Raw genomic sequence first — 16,762 nt, 5'->3', positions numbered from 1 at the left:
CGGGACAGGGCGGGTCCGTTCTCCGGGACGCCGTGAATCCGTCCCTGGAGGCTTGAAACCCGCCCGTCCAGGCCGGGTACACCCTGCGAATGGACCCGCCCTGTCCCGCCTTGCCGGTATCCTGCTTCTGCTGTTCTCCCTCACGGGCTTGGCCCATGCCGGCCACCGCATGGACATGGACAGCATGGTGATGAACGAGAACCCGACCCGGCTGCCCCAGGGCTGCGCCCAAATCTCCGAGGACGTCAAGATCACCGTCCACGCCAGCCGCAAATACGCCAAAAAATTCCCCGGGCTGGTGTTCGCCTACGACCGGCAGAGCTGGGAGGTGCCGCCCTGCGCCCGCCTCACGGTACGCTTTGTCAACGAAGACCACATCCGCCACCAGTTCATGGTCCACGGCCTGCCGCAGGACCTCTACCCCATGGGCATGTTCACCATCGAGGTTTCCGGTCCCGGCGAGGAAACCGCCAGTTTCATCCTGCCGCCCTACAAGAAGACCTATCTGGTCCACTGCGACATCGCCCAGCACACCGAGCACGGCATGAAGGCGCAGCTCAAGGTGGCCGGCGGCGACCGCGACCTGACCAGCCTGCCGGGGCTGACCAAACCGGTCCGCCCGGACCGCTATCCCACCCGCTGGACCGGCGGGCGCATCGCCTTCCTCGTGCTGGCACTGGCCGGCGGCATCCTGCTGGTGTGGGCCGGACGCTGGATACTCCGAAGTCTGGCGGAAGATTGATCCATGCCGGATTCTTGGCTCAGGAAATTACGCCAAGCAGTTCGTTGCGGCAAAATAGAATACCAGCAACATGCGCTGGAGCGACTGCTCGAACGGGGAATTGCGCTCGAAGAAGTCGAAGCTGTCTTACTCCAGGGCGAGATGATCGAATTTTATCCAGAGGAAGCCATGAATGAACCGCGATAGTGTATGTCCACTCTGTGGTGGCGACAAAACCCCCGGATACACGACAATTACGATCGACCTGGCATCGGGAGTCATTGTCGTGCGCAAAGTGCCAGCGCAGGTCTGCCAACAATGCGGTGAAAGCTGGATTGGACAGGAAACGGCCCGCCATCTGGAAAAATTGATTCAGGAGGCGCGCAAGAAGGCCCCAGAAATCGAAGTATTGAACTGGCCTGACGCTGCCTGAACCTTCAAGAATCCGGATAACCGTCCGGATTCTGCAACTGCCAGCGCCAGGCATCGCGGACCATGTCGTCGATACCCTTCTCCGCCCGCCAACCCAGTTCCTCGGCCGCGCGGGAGGGATCGGCGTAACATTCGGCCACGTCCCCCGGGCGGCGGTCGACGATGCGGTAGGGAATCCGGCGGCCGGTGACCCGCTCGAAGGCCGCCACCATCTCCAGCACGCTGTAGCCCTCACCGGTGCCTAGGTTGTAGGTATAGACCCGCCCGGGCGGGTTCTCCAGTTGCTTTTCCACCGCCTTCACGTGGGCCCTGGCCAGATCGACCACGTGGATGTAATCGCGCACCCCGGTCCCGTCGCGGGTGGGCCAGTCACCGCCGAAGACCTGCAGCTGCGGCAGCTTGCCCACCGCCACTTGGGTGATGTAAGGCATCAGATTGTTGGGGATACCGTGGGGATCCTCACCGATTCGGCCGCTTTCGTGGGCCCCGACCGGATTGAAATAGCGCAGCAGCGTTGCGGTCCACGGCTGCTCGCGCCGGTGAAGGCGGTCCGATTCCACCAGATCGCGCAGGATCTCTTCGATGAACAGCTTGGTGCGGCCGTAAGGGTTGGTGGCCTGGAGGGGAAAATCCTCGGTGATCGGCACCGAAGCAGGATCGCCGTAAACGGTGGCCGAGGAGCTGAACACCATCCGCTTGACCGCGGCCCGCTGCATCGCCTCGCACAGGTTCAGGGTCCCGGCGATGTTGTTCTGGTAGTACAGCAGCGGCTTTTCCCAGGACTCCCCCACCGCCTTGAGGCCGGCGAAGTGGACGACCACGGCGATGTCGGGCCAGACCTCGAACAGACGCCGCATCTCGTCCGCATCGCCAATGTCGGCGAGAAAGAACGGCACCTCCCTGCCGGTGATTTCCTCGACCCGACGGAGCGCCTCGATATTGCTGTTGCTGAGATTATCGACCACGACGATGTCGTAGCCAGCGCTGAGCAGTTCCACACAGGTGTGGCTGCCGATATAACCGGCGCCGCCGGTCACCAATATCCGTTTCACCCCTTCCCCTTTGGTTGCATGAGGCCGTATGACGACCCGCCCCACCCCGAAGGATGCACCGGCGTCCGCTAGCCTGCAGTCATATCCGGCAATCTTTCATCGCCCGATGCGCTGCGCTCATCGGGCCTACCACCGGCCCACATCGCCGCCAGGTCTTAATCCCTTTTCAAACAGGTCGCTTTCTAGACGGTGCTTCGGAACCAAGGCAGCAAGAAGGGGCTGCGCGATTGGTTATATGACCCCTCGCCATCGCAGCCGTCATATATAGCACAAAACTCATACGTCTGGAAGCAAAAGGAAAGGCAATGTGGAAGGGGCGTCCTTCCGGGAGCGCCGGCCTCTTGCCGGCCCTTGTGCCGCCGGGACAGGAAGCGCTGCCTTCACCTCCCCCCGGGGCTTCCGCTCACCACCGCGGCCGGAACCGGCGCTGCAAACCGTCGGGATGTGCGCGCTTTGGAGCGGCATCAAACCCGCAACGTCAGACGCGGCTTGCTTGCACCGGATAGAACAGGGCCTGCAGCTGCGCGCCCGGATCTTCGGCGCGCATGAACGCCTCTCCCACCAGGAAGGCATGGACCCCGTGGCGGCGCATGGTGTCCACGTCGTCGCGGGTGTGGATGGCGCTTTCGGTCACCACCAGGCGCTCCCCGGGAATACGGGGGAGCAGCCGCAAGGTGTTGTCGAGACTGGTCTCGAAGGTGCGCAGGTTGCGGTTGTTGATGCCGAGCAGCGCCTCTTCCAACGGCAACGCCCGCTCCAGTTCGGCCTCGTCGTGGACTTCCACCAGCACCGCCATGCCCAGTTCCCCGGCGAGCTGATACAGGTCCTGCAGGCGGGCGTCGTCAAGGGCGGCGACGATGAGCAGCACCGCATCGGCGCCGATGGCGCGGGCCTCGTAGAGCTGATAGGGATCGATGAGGAAATCCTTGCGCAGGGTCGGCAGCCCGGATACCTGGCGGGCCAGTTCCAGATAGGCTTCGCTGCCTTGGAAATAGGTCTTGTCCGTGAGCACCGACAGGCACGCCGCACCCCCCCGGGCGTAGCTGTGGGCGATGGCGCGCGGGTCGAAGTCCTCACGGATCACTCCCTTGCTGGGAGAGGCCTTCTTGATCTCGGCGATCACCGCCGCCTGGCCCTGGTCGATCCGGCGCTGAAGGGCGCCGCGAAAATCCAGCGGCGAACCCTGGTCTTCCGCCAGCGCCCGCACTTCCGTCAGCGGCAGGCGGCGGCGGCGCCGGTCGATCTCTTCCTGCTTGGTGGCAAGAATACGGCTGAGAATGTCGCTCATGGGCGCTGACTCCAGTCGATCAAAGCTTCGAGTTTTTTCAGGCCGGCCCCGCTGCGCTGCAGCCGGCGGGCGCGTTCGATGCCGGCTTCGAGATCGGGGGCCAGATCGGCGGCATAGATCGCCGCCCCGGCGTTCAGGACCACGATGTCGGCCGCCGGGCCCGCCTCCCCGGCCAGCACCCGGCGCATCACCTCGAGGCTCTCCGCCACGGAAGCCACCTGGATGGTCTCCAGCGGCGAACGCGGGATACCGAACTGTTCGGGCTCGATCCGGTAGCTGCGCACCTGGCCGTGTTTCAGTTCCGCCACCCGGGTGGGCGCGGCGAGGCTGATTTCGTCCAGGGCGTCGTCGGCATGGACCACCAGCACGTGGCGGCTGCCGAGGCGGCCGAGGACCCGGGCCAGCGGTTCCAGATAGCGGGCGGCGAACACCCCCAGAAGCTGATGGGGCGCGCCTGCGGGATTGAGCAGGGGGCCGAGGAGGTTGAACAGGGTGCGGATGCCCAGTTCCCGGCGCACGGGAGCCACCTGGCGCAGGGCGCTGTGGTGCTGGGGGGCGTAGAGAAAACCGATGCCGACGGCTTCGATGCAGCGTTTGACCTGCTGCGGGGTCAGATCCAGGTTGACCCCGGCGGCCTCGAGCACGTCGGCGCTGCCGGAGCGCGACGACACCGAGCGGTTGCCGTGCTTGGCCACCTGAGCGCCGGCGGCGGCGACGATGAAGGCGGCGGTGGTGGAGACGTTGAAGGTGTCCAGACCGTCGCCGCCGGTGCCGCAGGTGTCGATGAGGTGGTCGCCGGCCACCTCGATACGCACGGCCTTTTTCCGCAGCACCTCGGCGGCGGCGGCGATCTCGTCCACGCTTTCGCCCTTGGCCCGCAGCGCCACCAGCAGGGCGGCGGTCTGGGCCGGGGTGGTGTCGCCGGCGAGAATCCGCCGCATCAAGGCACGCATTTCCGCGGCGGTGAGATCCGCCGGCGCCAGCAGCCGGTCGAGGGCGGCCTTGACTTCCATCAGCCTTCCAGGAAATTGCGCAGCAGGTCGTGACCGTGGCGGGTCAAAATCGACTCGGGATGAAACTGCACCCCCTCGATGGGATAGGTCTTGTGGCGCACTCCCATGATCTCCTCGAATTCCCCCTCACGGTCCTCGGTCCAGGCGGTGATCTCCAGACATTCCGGCAGGGATTCGCGCTCGATCACCAGGGAATGGTAACGGGTGGCCTCGAAGGGATTGCTCAGACCGCGGAACACGCCGACATCGCGGTGGTGGATCATCGAGGTCTTGCCGTGCATGATGCGCTTGGCGTGGACGATGCGGCCGCCGAAGGCCACCCCGATGCTCTGATGCCCCAGGCACACCCCCAGGATCGGCAGCCTGCCCTTGAAATGCTCGATGGCGGCCACCGAGACGCCCGCCTCCTTCGGCGTGCAGGGCCCCGGGGAAATCAGCAGCCGCTGCGGTTCCAGGGCTTCGATGTCGGCGAGGCTGACCTGGTCGTTGCGCACCACGATCACCTCAGCCCCCAGTTCCCCCAGGTACTGGACCAGGTTGTAGGTGAAAGAGTCGTAATTGTCGATGCAGACGGTACGAATGCGCTTCACGACAGCCCCTCCGCCGCCCGGGCCACGGCGCGAAACAGGGCGCGGCCCTTGTTCATGGTCTCCTCCCATTCCTTCTCCGGCACCGAATCGTGGACGATGCCGGCGCCGGCCTGGACGTGCAGCTGCCGGTCCTTCATCACCGCGGTGCGGATGGCGATGGCGGTGTCGAGATTGCCGGACCAGCCGATGTAACCCACCGCGCCGGAATAGATGCCGCGCTTGACCGGCTCCAGCTCGGCGATGATCTCCATCGCCCGGATCTTGGGGGCGCCGGAGACGGTGCCGGCCGGGAAGGTGGCCCGCAACACGTCGAAAGCGTCGAAGCCGGGATGCAGCTGGCCAACGACGTTGGAAACGATGTGCATCACGTGGGAATAACGCTCGATGATCATGCGGTCGGTGACCTCGACGCTGCCGATCCGCGCCACCCGGCCGACGTCGTTGCGGCCCAGGTCGATGAGCATCAGGTGCTCGGCCAGCTCCTTGGGGTCGGCGAGCAGGTCGCGCTCCAGGGCCAGGTCATCTTCCGGCGTCGCCCCCCGTGGCCGGGTGCCGGCGATGGGGCGCACGGTCACGGCGCCGTCCTCCAGCCGCACCAGGATTTCCGGGGAAGAGCCGACGATATGGAAATCGGCCAGGTCCAGATGATACAGATACGGCGACGGGTTGAGGCAGCGCAGGGCGCGGTAGACGCTCAGGGGCTCGCCGTGAAAGGGGATCGACAGGCGCTGGGACAGCACCACCTGCATCACGTCCCCCTCGACGATGTAGTCCTTGACCCGGCGCACCGCGTTCTCGAAGCCCTCGCGGGTGAAACCGGAGACGAAGTCGCTTTCGTGCACCCGGCCGCCCGTTCCGCTGTCGGGATAGGGACAGCTGCCACGCAGGCGTTCGACCCAGGATTCCAGCCGTGCCTCGGCCCGTTCCAGGGCGTCGGGCTCGCCGGGATCGGCGTGGGTGATGAGCTCCAGGGTTCCGGAGAGGTTGTCGAACACCAGCAGGTCTTCCGATTCCATCAGCAGGATGTCCGGCGTCGCCAGAGGATCGGGCTTGCCCGCGATGGCCCGACGCAGCCGCGGTTCGATGTAACCGATGGTCTCGTAGCCGAAATAGCCCACCAGCCCGCCGCTGAAACGGGGCAGGCCCGCCAGCGGCGCGACCCGGTAGCGGGCGGCGAAATCCTTGATCCAGGCCAGCGGGTCGTCCGCCTCGGTCTGCTCCAGCCGCTCGTCCCCGCGCCACAGCTCGATACGCCGCCCAAAGACCTTGAGCACCCGCCGCGCCGGCAGGCCGATGATGGAATAACGCCCCCACTGCTCGCCGCCGTGGACCGACTCGAACAGATAGGTATAGGGCCGGGCCGCCAGCTTGAGGTAGGCGCTCAAGGGGGTGTCGAGGTCCGCCAGGACCTGGCGGCGCACGGGGATACGGTTGTAGCCCTGGTCAGCGAGTTGCCGGAATCGTTGTGGTGTCATGGGCTTGAAGCGGCGGGTGATCTTCCCGTTCGATCCCCCGCCGCGGTGACAAGTTCAATCAGTCCCCCGTCGCCAGGCCCTTGGCGATCTCGGCGCGCATGGCGTCGATCACCTGATTGTAGTCCGGCTGGCCGAAGATGGCGGAACCGGCGACGAAGGTGTCGGCCCCGGCGGCGGCGATCTTGGCGATGTTGTCCACCTTCACCCCGCCGTCGACTTCGAGGCGGATGTCGCGGCCACTGGCGTCGATGATCTCGCGCGCCTTCTCGATCTTGCGCAGCACGTAGGGGATGAAGGACTGGCCGCCGAAGCCCGGGTTGACCGACATCAGCAGGATCATGTCCACCCGTTCGATGGCCCATTCCAGATAATCCAGCGGGGTGGCGGGATTGAACACCAGACCGGCCTTGCAGCCTTGGTCGTGGATCAGCTGCAGGGTGCGGTCCACGTGGGTGGAGGCTTCCGGATGGAAGGTGATGTAGCTGGCCCCGGCCTTGGCGAAATCGGGAATGATGCGGTCCACCGGCTCGATCATCAGATGGACGTCGATGGGGGCGGTGATGCCGTAATCACGCAGCGCCTGGCATACCATCGGCCCGAAGGTCAGGTTGGGGACAAAGTGGTTGTCCATGACGTCGAAGTGGACCACGTCGCCACCGGCGGCGAGGACGTTCTTTACCTCTTCGCCGAGGCGGGCGAAATCGGCCGACAAAATCGACGGGGCTATCCAGGGTGTCTGCATACCGGGCTCCTCAATGAGTTGTCATTTTTTGGTTAGCGGTTAAGTTTACCGGATTTCCCTGCGGCTTTCAGCGGTTAACCCAGGGCAATCGCATGAACGCTACGTCCATCCAAGCAACTGAGCCCGGTAGTGGTCACTGGAGGCGGCCAGGAGCCGTCTTGCCTTGATGCCCCCGCGGCGTTTGGTGTGGTCGAGGCGAAAGAGATTGAGCACCATCTGTTTGAGCAGCGCCAGGTTATGAGCCGCATGTCGGGTTCGAAGGCGCATCTGATCATCGTTGAATACGACATCCATACACCAGTGAAGCGGGTTCTCCACCGCCCAATGCTGGCGCACCGCCGAGGCCAGCCGTTCGGCATCGGCCGGCAGGCTGGTGATGTAGAAACGCCGTTCCCGGGTGGTTTTGCCGGCGACGGTGCGTTCGGACTCGACCACGGCAAAGCAGGCCAGATCCGGCCAGCGCTGGGGCCGGTCCAGGCCGTCGAGCTGGTCGAACACATAGCAGCGTCGCACTTCCAGGCGACCATGCGCCTTGTCGACCGTCTCGCATTGCTGATGCGGGGTTTTGTCCGGCGCGTCCTGAAAGGCCTGGAAGAAATCCCGGATCGATTCGGACAGACCTTTCTGGTTGTCCTTGACCGCCAGTACATAGTCGGCCCCCCGGTCACGGATGGCCTTGGCAATCTTGGGATCGGTCCCCATGGCATCGAGGGTCACCACGCATCCTTTCAAGGCCAGGGTCTCCAGCAGGGCGGGAATGGCCGTCTTCTCGTTGGATTTGTCGGCCACCGCCTCTTGACCGACCACCAACCGGTACTGAGCCGCAAAGGCACTGACCAGATGCAGGGGATCCTGCCCCTTGGACCGGCTGCGCCGACTGGTCTTGCCGTCGATGGCGATCACCTGACCTTCCAATGCCGGAACCACGCTCACCGCCCAGCGCTGGAAGGCCGATCCGAACGCTTCCGGATCGATCATCGCCAAAATCCTCCCTAGGGTGTCGTGGGACGGAATCCCATGCGGCAAGGGCACATATCGACGCAGCCAATCCAGCTTCTCTTTGCCCCAAAGTTCAATCTCCACCAACGTATCGGCACCGCAGATCACCGCGCACACCACAACCACCAGCACTTCCACCAGATCGTAAGTTACCTTCGATGATTGTCGCGGGTCCGGAATCGATACGAACACCTCGCTCAGCGCCAGGGGCTTTTCCAGCATCTGTGCCTCCCACAAAAAGCATGCTCCTCAGAGAAGAAGTCTCTAATCTCCAAGTAATCTGCTGCAAGTCATCGAATCTTAAACCATCATCTTCGTGGGGTATATTCATGCGATTGCCCTGGCGGTTAACCCGGCCGCTGGTAATTTGCTTTCCCGGCCCCCTCCCGCAGCAGGGCGGGCGGAAAGAGCGGTTAGAATGACCCTTGATTTTTTCGATCCCACCCCAATATCAAGGACTGCTGATGAAAAAAGTGACCCTGTACACCTCCGCCCACTGCCCCTTCTGCCTGATGGCCGAACGCCTGCTGGCGCGCAAGGGGGTGACGGACATCGACAAGATCCGGGTCGATCTCGACCCGCAGCGGCGCCGGGAGATGATGGAACGCACCGGCCGCCGTACCGTGCCACAAATCTACATCGGTGACACCCACGTGGGCGGGTATCAGGAACTGGCCGCCCTGGAGCATCAGGGCCGGCTCGATGAATTGCTGAACGACTGTTAGCTTTGGGGAGAACAAACCATGCAAATCGTTTGCGGCCATTGTTTCACCATCAACCGTGTGCCTGAGGAACGCCTGGGCGACCGCCCCATCTGCGGCAAGTGCCGCAAACCACTGCTCGACGGCCGGCCCATCGAGCTGCGGGAAAACAACTTCGACCGCTTCGTCAGCCAGAACGCGCTGCCGGTGGTGGTGGATTTCTGGGCCCCCTGGTGCGGTCCCTGCAAAATGATGGCCCCGGCCTTCGCCCAGGCGGCCGCCGCGCTGGCGACCCAGGCCCGCTTTGCCAAGGTCGACACCGAGGAGTGCCCCCGGCTGGCCCAGCAGTACGGAATCCGCAGCATTCCGACCCTGATCCTGTTCCGCCGCGGCCAGGAGGTGGACCGGATTTCCGGCGCACTGTCCGCCTCCCAGATCCAGCAGTGGGTGCTGCAGCACTGAAGCCGGCTTTACTTGTATCCCGGCCGGTGATTGCCTAAGCTCCTCATATAAAGAAGCAGGAGAGGAGGGTTTCGTCATGCTTCCCGGATTCATCGGCCGGGTGCCGGTCTACGACCGTGCCCTGAATCTGTTCGCCTACGAACTGCGTCCCTGCAGTCTCACCGTGGAAAACGACACGGCGTCGGAAGCAAAGCTCCAGAAACTGTGGCAGTCGCTGCGGCTGGAGCGGCTCACCGGCGGCCGTCCGGGACTGGTGCCGTTCACCCCGGCCCTGGAGGCCCAGCTCCAGGCACACGCCTGGCAGAAGGAAGCCGTCATCATCACCCTGCCCGGCGAGCTGCTCGACCGTTACCCGAAGGAAACCCTCCAGCGTTGGACTGAAGAGGGTTATATGCTGGCGGTCCGCCATGACCGCTACGATGCCACCCTGGCGGCCGATCTGGAGTTTGCCCGCCTGTGGGCGATGGACGCCTCGCATCTGGAAGAATTCATTCCCCACCTCGACGCCCTTCACCGGCATGGCCTCGAGCTGCTGGTGCGCGACATCGAAACCCGCCAGCAATACGACCGCGCCTTCGATGCCGGCTGCGACTACTTCCAGGGCCATTATTTCGAATGCCCCCGCTTCATCCACGGCACCCAGCTGCCCGCCAACCGCCTGGCGGTGCTGCATCTGATCGCCCGCCTGAACGACCCGGACATCAGGATCGAGGAAGTCGAAACCCTGGTCAGCCAGGACATGACCCTGAGCTACAAACTGCTGCGCCTCATCAACTCCGCCTTCTACGGCCTGCCCAAGCAGGTCGACTCGATCCGCCGCGCTGTGGTCTTCCTCGGTCTTGACCGCATTCGCCACTGGGCCATCGTCATCGCCGTCAACGCCATCGACTACAAACCCCGGGAGCCGCTGGTCACCGCGCTTGTGCGGGCCCAGACCTGCGCCCGCATCGCCGCACGCCTGGGACGCAGTGATGTGGAAGCCTGCTACATCGCCGGACTGTTTTCCCTCCTTGACGCCATCATGGATGCACCCATGACCGAGATCCTCGCCAATCTCAGCCTGGCGGAGGAAATCGAGCAGGCCCTGCTCTACGGCGCTGGGCCCATCGGGCCTGTCCTGCAGACGGTGTTGCAGCTGGAAAACGGACTTTGTCATAAAATACCCCTCCCCGACCTCGATCTGTCCCAGGCCATGAGCGCCTATCTGGAGGCGATCGAGGAAGCGGAAGCCGTCCGCCGCGTGCTGGAAGATCAAAACAATGGAGGCACCGCATGAATGCAACCCCTTCCCTGCTGACCGCAACCCGCCTGCTGGAACAGACCATGCCGGTCACCTCCCGGCGCATTCTGGTCTATGCCGCCATCACCCTGGGACTGGTGTTCGCCGTGCTCGCCGGGAGCGGCACCTTCGTCGGCCTCGCCTCGCTCAGTGACGATCCCGGATTCTGGGGCCGCATCGGCGCCGTCGTCGGGCTGGCGGCAGGCATCTATCTGGCCCGATCGTTTCGGGCGCTGCGCTATTTCCGCCTCGAGCTGCCCCATCTCACCGCCATGGCGGTCAGGACGGCCGGCGGCGACCTGCCCCCCGGCAAGGCGCAGTTCGAGCAGGTCTCCCACCAGGTCGAAGACACCTTCGGCGACGCCAAGACCACTTTCGCGCTGCGCCGCCGGCTGCTCGACCTGCTCGCCGCCGCAGCCCTGCAGCACACCGCCGGCCTGCAGCGCCTGCCGGAAGCGGTCCGCACCCGCCTGCTGGATCTGTTGGGGTGGCACAGTGCCGACGCCATCCTGGCCGAGGCGGCCCGGCACCGGGCCCCGGACGTCTGCCGCCGCGGCGTGGCGGCCTTCGGCGTGCATTTCCCCGAGGTCCTGCGCCAGACCCTGATCGGCAAGGCCTTCCTCTACAGCCTGTGGCTGGGGGCTTTCCTGCTGCTGCTGCGCCCGGTCGTGTGGGTGGACGAGGCCCTGCCGACCGCCTTAGGGGTCTGGAACTACGTGTTCGCCGCCATCCTCACCTACTGGGTCAAAGGCGCCTTCCTCAATCCCATCGTTTCCGGTATGATGCTGTTGACCCTGCAGCCACGCCTGGAAGAAGTCGACGACGGCACCCTGAAGGCCTGGCAGCAAAAACTGCCGGCCCTGGAAAAGCCGCTTCCGTGACGGCACCTTCCCGCCGTTCTGCGGTCGAACGCTGTGTTTCCGCGCCCCGGCGCTAGATTGAGGTATCTTATTTCCGATGAAACCTGCCCACGTCGAGAGCACGGTCCGCGCCCGCATTCCCACCCGCCACGGCGAGTTCCTGCTCTACTATTACGAAAACGATATCGACGGCAAGGAGCACCTGGCGCTGGTCAAAGGCGAGGTCGCCGGCAAGACCGGCGTGCCGGTCCGCCTGCATTCGGAGTGCCTGACGGGGGACGTGTTCGGCTCCCGGCGCTGCGACTGTGGCGAGCAGTTGGAGGAAGCCCTGCGCCTGATCGGTGAATCGGAATGCGGGGTGTTGCTGTATCTGCGCCAGGAGGGGCGCGGCATCGGCCTGTTCAAGAAGCTTCAGGCCTACAACCTGCAGGACGAAGGTCTGGACACCGTCGACGCCAATCTGAAACTGGGGCATCAGGCCGACGAGCGCGATTACCGCATCGCCGCCCTGATGCTACGGGATCTGGGCGTGGACTCGGTGCGTCTGATCACCAACAACCCCCGCAAGATCGCCGAACTGGAGCGTTACGGCATACAGGTGGACGAACGCATCCCCATCGAAGTCGGCCACACCCACGAAAACTGGCGCTATCTCAAGACCAAGGCTGATAAGATGGCCCATCTCCTCAGCCTCAAAAAGCCCTGATTCAGCCCAGCGCCAGCATCCGGTCCAGCGCCTGCTTGGCGTAACGGGCGTCTTCCTCGGGTACCTGGATGCGGTTGACCACGTTGCCTTCCACCAGATTCTCCAGCACCCAGGCCAGGTGCTGGGGATCGGTGCGGAACATGGTCGAGCACATGCACACCGTGGGCGACATGAAATGGACATCGACGCCCCTGGGCTTCATCTCCTGGCGCAGCCGGTTGACCATGTTGAGCTCGGTGCCCACCAGCCAGCGGGTTCCCGGTTCCGAGGCCCGCACCGTCTTGAGGATCGCTTCCGTCGAGCCGATCACGTCGCTCTTCTGACAGACCTCGAAACAGCATTCCGGGTGGGAAATCACCCGGGCGTCGGGATACTTTTCCTTGAAGCGGTCGATGTGCTCGGGGCGGAACATCTGGTGCACCGAACAGAACCCCTCCCAGAGGATGATGCGGGCCTTCCTGATCTGTTCCTCGGTCAGCCCGCCCAGGGGCTTGCCGGGCCGCCACACCACCATCTCTTCCAGCGGGATGCCCATGCGGTAGCCGGTGTTGCGCCCCAGATGCTGGTCGGGAAAGAACAGCACCTTGCGGCGCTGGGTGAAGGCCCACTCCAGAATCCAGGCAGCGTTGCTGGAGGTGCAGACGATGCCGCCGTGGCGGCCGCAGAAGGCCTTCAGATCGGCGGCGGAATTGATGTAGGTGATGGGGGTGACTTCCGTTTCCACCTCCAGCACCTGGCCCAGCTCCTGCCAGCACTTTTCCACCCGGGCCAGGTCGGCCATGTCGGCCATGGAACAGCCGGCGGCCAGATCCGGGAGGATGGACACCTGTTCCGGGCGCGACAGGATGTCAGCCACTTCGGCCATGAAATGCACCCCGCAGAAGACGATGTACTCGGCCCCGGAACGGGCTGCCTCCCGCGCCAGTTTGAGGGAATCGCCGGTAAAGTCGGCGTGGCGGAACACCTCGTCCCGCTGGTAGTGATGGCCGAGAATCACCACCCTGTCGCCCAGCTTCTCTTTGGCGGCGACGATGCGGGCGGTGCAATCGGCATCTTCCAGTAACGCGTAATCCTGAATCGCCAGCGCTGCGGTCATAGGCTTGGTTTTCGGTAGTTGGACTTAAGAGGCGTTTTCCGCCTTTTCCCTGGCGCGCTGCTGCGGCAGCTTGCGCAGCTGCAGGAACAATTCCCGCAGCTGCTGTTCGTTGACCCGGGCCGGGGCGTCCACCATCGGACAGGCGGCGGTCTGGGTCTTGGGGAAGGCCATCACGTCGCGGATGGTCCTGGAACCGGTCATCAGCATCACCAGCCGGTCGAGGCCGAAGGCGATGCCGCCGTGGGGCGGGCAGCCGTACTTGAGGGCGTCGAGCAGGAAGCCGAACTTCTCCCGCGCCTCTTCCTCGCCGATTCCCAAGAGCTCGAACACCGCCTGCTGCATCTCCGGCGTGTGGATACGGATGGAACCGCCCCCCACCTCGACGCCGTTGAGCACCATGTCGTAGGCGCGCGACACCGCCTTGCCCGGATCGGCCTTGAGTTCCTCGATGGAACAGGCCGGCGCGGTGAAGGGATGGTGCAGGGCCACCCAGCGCTTTTCTTCCTCGTCCCATTCGAACATGGGAAATTCCACCACCCACAGGGGACGCCAGCCTTCTTCCACCAGGCCGCGGTCCTGGCCCAGCTTGACCCGCAGCGCGCCCAGGGCCTCGTTGACCACCCTGGCCTTGTCGGCGCCGAAGAAGATGATGTCGCCATCCTGGGCCCCGGTGCGCTGCACGATGGCATCGATCACCGTATCCGGCAGGAACTTGAGGATCGGCGACTGCAGGCCGTCGCGGCCCTTGGCCACGTCGTTGACCTTGACGTAAGCCATCCCCTTGGCGCCGTACTGCGAGACGAATTTGGTCAGGTCGTCGATCTCCTTGCGGCTCAGATCACCGCCCCCCGGCAGGCGCAGGGCCGCGACCCGGCCGTTGGGATCGTTGGCGGGGCCGGCGAAGACCTTGAACTCGACGTCGGCCATCACGTCCCCCAGATCCACCAGCTCCAGCGGGATACGCAGGTCCGGCTTGTCGCTGCCGAAGCGGCGCATGGCCTCGGCATAGCTCAGGCGCGGGAAGGGATTGGGCAGTTCGACCTTGAGCACCTGCTGGAACAGGTCGCGCATCATTTCTTCCATGAGCGCCATGATGTCGTGCTCGTCCATGAACGAGGTTTCGATGTCGAGCTGAGTGAACTCCGGCTGGCGGTCGGCGCGCAGGTCCTCGTCGCGGAAGCAGCGCACGATCTGGTAGTAACGGTCGAAGCCGGAGATCATCAGCAGCTGCTTGTAGAGCTGCGGCGACTGCGGCAGGGCGAAGAAGGCGTGGGGATGGGTGCGGCTCGGCACCAGATAGTCGCGCGCCCCTTCCGGGGTCGCCTTGGTGAGAAACGGGGTTTCGATTTCGAGAAAACCGTGCGCGTCGAGAAACCGCCTCAGCACCTGGGTGATGCGATGGCGCTGCCGCAGTTTCTCCTGCATTTCGGGACGGCGCAGGTCGAGATAACGGTAACGCAGCCGCACCTCCTCGCTCACCGGCACCTCGCTGTCGAGGGGGAACGGCGGGGTCTCGGCGCGGTTGAGGATTTCCAGCTCCCGGGCCAGCACTTCGATTTTCCCGGTGGGGATGCCGGGATTTTCCGTTCCCTGCGGGCGCCGGCGCACCTTGCCGCGCACCCGGATCACGTATTCGCTGCGCACCTTGTCGGCCAGGGCGAACGCATCCGGTGTGTCGGGATCCACCACCACCTGGACGATGCCCTCGCGGTCGCGCAGGTCGATGAAGATCACCCCGCCGTGATCGCGGCGGCGGTGGACCCAGCCGCTCAGCTCCACTTCCTCGCCGATGTTGGCTTCGCTTAATTCTCCACACCGATGGGTTCGCAACATGGTCGTTCTCGGTTTCCTTAAAATAGAGAGAAGTTGAATGAAAAAACGGCGGTCAGCTTTCCGCCGCCGCCTTCTTGGAGGACTCGCCGGCGGATTTTTCTCCCGCACCCTTGGACTCGCCGCCGTCGGCCAGGTTGCGCTTCTTCTCCGCCTTGCCCTTGAAGTCGGTTTCGTACCAGCCGGTGCCCTTGAGACGGAAACCGGCCGCCGACACCAGCTTCTGCAGGCTCTGGGCGTGGCACTCCGGACACTCGGTCAGCGGCGGGTCGCTGACCTTCTGCAGGGCTTCCAGTTCGTGGCCGCACTTCTGACAGCGGTATTCGTAAATCGGCATCCGTCACCTCCTCGAATTTCGGTTGAACTTTTCCGCCCCTCTAGTGGAGACGGCCGAGAGGCTTTTCAAGTTCCTGTATTTGCGGCATCATGCAGGCACGCGAAAACATGGAATTATAACCGAAACCCATGAAGACACTCACGTTGACCCGCCCGGACGACTGGCACCTACACCTGCGCGACGGCGCCCTCCTGGCCCAGGCCGCCCCCTTCAGCGCCTGCCGGTTCGGCCGCGCCCTGGTCATGCCCAACCTGAAACCGCCCGTCACCACCGTCGCTGCGGCCCTCGCCTACCGCGACCGCATCCTCAAGGCCGTGCCCCCCGACTGCGGTTTTACGCCCTATTTCAGCCTCTATCTCACCGAAAACACGGCGCCGGCGGAGATCGCCCGCGCCGCCGCCGAACCCTGCGTGCTCGGCTTCAAGCTCTATCCGGCCGGCGCCACCACCCATTCCGATGCCGGCGTGCGGCGTCTGGAAGCGGTCTATCCGCTGCTGGAGGCGATGGAGGAACTGGGAGTGGTCCTGCAGGTCCACGGCGAGGTCACCGATCCCGACATCGACATCTTCGACCGCGAGGCGGTCTTCATCGAGCGGGAACTGGTGCCGCTGCGGCGGCGTTTTCCCGACCTCAAAATCGTCCTGGAACACGTCACCACCGCCGAAGGCGTGGCCTTCGTGCAGCAAAGCCCGCCCCAGGTGGCCGCCACCATCACCCCCCAACACCTGCGTTACAACCGCAACGCGCTGCTGGCCGGCGGCATCCGCCCGCACTATTACTGCCTGCCGGTATTGAAGCGGGAAAAACACCGCCAGGCGCTGCTGGCGGCGGCCACCTCCGGCTCGCCCAAGTTCTTCCTCGGCACCGACAGCGCCCCCCACCCCCGTCCGGCCAAGGAAAACGCCTGCGGCTGCGCCGGCTGCTTCACCGCCCCGCTGGCGCTGGAAATGTACGCCGAGGTCTTCGAACATGCCGGCGCCCTCGACAGGCTGGAGGACTTCGCCAGCGGTTTCGGCGCCGACTTCTACGGCCTGCCCCGGAACCGGGAGAAGGTCCGTCTGCTTCGGAAAAGCTGGGAAGTGCCACAAACCCTCGGCGGGGAAATCCCCCTGGTTCCGCTGCGGGCGGGAGAAACCCTTCCCTGGCGCCTGCACGACGCCTGAAAAAACACGGGCCGGC

19 protein-coding genes are annotated in these 16,762 nt (G+C 64.6%); 9 read left to right on the top strand and 10 right to left on the bottom strand.

The features are described from left to right. Positions 1–52: 52 nt before the first annotated feature. The 3 genes from MCIT9_RS06560 to MCIT9_RS06550 are packed head-to-tail and all read left to right on the top strand — an operon-like array spanning position 53 to position 1,154. A complete protein-coding gene (locus tag MCIT9_RS06560) occupies positions 53–742 on the top strand; it encodes a cupredoxin domain-containing protein (protein ID WP_317706600.1) in 690 nt (229 codons plus the stop codon). 3 nt (positions 743–745) lie between these two features. Further along, positions 746–928, top strand: a complete 183-nt coding sequence (locus MCIT9_RS06555; RefSeq protein WP_317706599.1) for a DUF4258 domain-containing protein — start codon at positions 746–748, stop codon at positions 926–928. Then, positions 915–1,154, top strand: coding sequence for a type II toxin-antitoxin system MqsA family antitoxin (locus MCIT9_RS06550; RefSeq protein WP_317706598.1), 240 nt, complete (start codon positions 915–917; stop codon positions 1,152–1,154). The genes MCIT9_RS06555 and MCIT9_RS06550 overlap by 14 nt, the downstream gene beginning before the upstream one ends. 4 nt (positions 1,155–1,158) lie before the next feature. Here the strand turns inward: MCIT9_RS06550 and galE are convergent, their stop codons facing one another. From galE to MCIT9_RS06515, 7 genes are all read right to left on the bottom strand, one after another. Further along, positions 1,159–2,205, bottom strand: a complete 1,047-nt coding sequence (gene galE, locus MCIT9_RS06545) for a UDP-glucose 4-epimerase GalE (RefSeq protein ID WP_317706597.1) — start codon at positions 2,203–2,205, stop codon at positions 1,159–1,161. Positions 2,206–2,683: 478 nt separating this feature from the next. Then, the gene (trpC, locus tag MCIT9_RS06540) at positions 2,684–3,493 is read right to left on the bottom strand and encodes an indole-3-glycerol phosphate synthase TrpC (protein WP_317706596.1); all 810 of its coding nucleotides are present in this window, start codon (positions 3,491–3,493) and stop codon (positions 2,684–2,686) included. Beyond that, positions 3,490–4,506: an anthranilate phosphoribosyltransferase gene (trpD, locus tag MCIT9_RS06535; protein WP_317706595.1), complete on the bottom strand. Its 1,017-nt coding sequence runs from the start codon at positions 4,504–4,506 to the stop codon at positions 3,490–3,492. Before trpD ends, trpC begins: the two co-directional genes overlap by 4 nt. Further along, positions 4,506–5,096: an anthranilate synthase component II gene (locus MCIT9_RS06530; RefSeq protein WP_317706594.1), complete on the bottom strand. Its 591-nt coding sequence runs from the start codon at positions 5,094–5,096 to the stop codon at positions 4,506–4,508. The genes trpD and MCIT9_RS06530 overlap by 1 nt, the downstream gene beginning before the upstream one ends. Further along, the gene (trpE, locus tag MCIT9_RS06525; RefSeq protein WP_317706593.1) at positions 5,093–6,571 is read right to left on the bottom strand and encodes an anthranilate synthase component I; all 1,479 of its coding nucleotides are present in this window, start codon (positions 6,569–6,571) and stop codon (positions 5,093–5,095) included. Before trpE ends, MCIT9_RS06530 begins: the two co-directional genes overlap by 4 nt. A 58-nt stretch (positions 6,572–6,629) precedes the next feature. Next, positions 6,630–7,313, bottom strand: coding sequence for a ribulose-phosphate 3-epimerase (rpe, locus tag MCIT9_RS06520; protein ID WP_317706592.1), 684 nt, complete (start codon positions 7,311–7,313; stop codon positions 6,630–6,632). Positions 7,314–7,412: 99 nt separating this feature from the next. After that, positions 7,413–8,534, bottom strand: coding sequence for an ISAs1 family transposase (locus MCIT9_RS06515; protein ID WP_317705762.1), 1,122 nt, complete (start codon positions 8,532–8,534; stop codon positions 7,413–7,415). Positions 8,535–8,776: 242 nt separating this feature from the next. Between MCIT9_RS06515 and grxC the strand changes: the two genes are divergently transcribed. From grxC to ribA, 5 genes are all read left to right on the top strand, one after another. Further along, positions 8,777–9,037, top strand: coding sequence for a glutaredoxin 3 (gene grxC, locus MCIT9_RS06510; RefSeq protein WP_317706591.1), 261 nt, complete (start codon positions 8,777–8,779; stop codon positions 9,035–9,037). Between the two features lie 18 nt (positions 9,038–9,055). Continuing rightward, a complete protein-coding gene (gene trxC / locus MCIT9_RS06505; protein ID WP_317706590.1) occupies positions 9,056–9,475 on the top strand; it encodes a thioredoxin TrxC in 420 nt (139 codons plus the stop codon). 76 nt (positions 9,476–9,551) lie between these two features. Next, entirely contained in the window at positions 9,552–10,751 is a 1,200-nt protein-coding gene (locus tag MCIT9_RS06500; protein ID WP_317706589.1) for an EAL and HDOD domain-containing protein, read from the top strand. Then, positions 10,748–11,635 carry a hypothetical protein gene (locus tag MCIT9_RS06495; RefSeq protein ID WP_317706588.1) on the top strand — a complete coding sequence of 296 codons (888 nt, stop codon included), beginning with the start codon at positions 10,748–10,750 and terminating at the stop codon, positions 11,633–11,635. The genes MCIT9_RS06500 and MCIT9_RS06495 overlap by 4 nt, the downstream gene beginning before the upstream one ends. Positions 11,636–11,711: 76 nt before the next feature. Beyond that, positions 11,712–12,320, top strand: a complete 609-nt coding sequence (gene ribA / locus MCIT9_RS06490; protein ID WP_317706587.1) for a GTP cyclohydrolase II — start codon at positions 11,712–11,714, stop codon at positions 12,318–12,320. 1 nt (position 12,321) lies between these two features. On the opposite strand, the gene nadA is transcribed toward ribA, so the two are convergent. From nadA to MCIT9_RS06475, 3 genes are read right to left on the bottom strand one after another with little or no spacing between them, the layout of a single operon-like run. Next, the gene (gene nadA / locus MCIT9_RS06485) at positions 12,322–13,416 is read right to left on the bottom strand and encodes a quinolinate synthase NadA (protein WP_317706586.1); all 1,095 of its coding nucleotides are present in this window, start codon (positions 13,414–13,416) and stop codon (positions 12,322–12,324) included. A gap of 24 nt (positions 13,417–13,440) precedes the next feature. Then, positions 13,441–15,246, bottom strand: a complete 1,806-nt coding sequence (aspS, locus tag MCIT9_RS06480) for an aspartate--tRNA ligase (protein ID WP_317706707.1) — start codon at positions 15,244–15,246, stop codon at positions 13,441–13,443. A gap of 55 nt (positions 15,247–15,301) precedes the next feature. After that, positions 15,302–15,583: an FmdB family zinc ribbon protein gene (locus MCIT9_RS06475; RefSeq protein WP_317706585.1), complete on the bottom strand. Its 282-nt coding sequence runs from the start codon at positions 15,581–15,583 to the stop codon at positions 15,302–15,304. A gap of 128 nt (positions 15,584–15,711) precedes the next feature. Between MCIT9_RS06475 and pyrC the strand changes: the two genes are divergently transcribed. Then, complete coding sequence (gene pyrC / locus MCIT9_RS06470; RefSeq protein ID WP_317706584.1) at positions 15,712–16,746, top strand: dihydroorotase; 1,035 nt, start codon at positions 15,712–15,714, stop codon at positions 16,744–16,746. Positions 16,747–16,762: the final 16 nt, after the last annotated feature.

The organism is Methylomarinovum caldicuralii, from assembly GCF_033126985.1.
In the GTDB taxonomy this organism is placed as follows: Bacteria; Pseudomonadota; Gammaproteobacteria; order Methylococcales; family Methylothermaceae; genus Methylohalobius; species Methylohalobius caldicuralii.
This window is presented reverse-complemented; position numbering and strand designations above follow the sequence as displayed.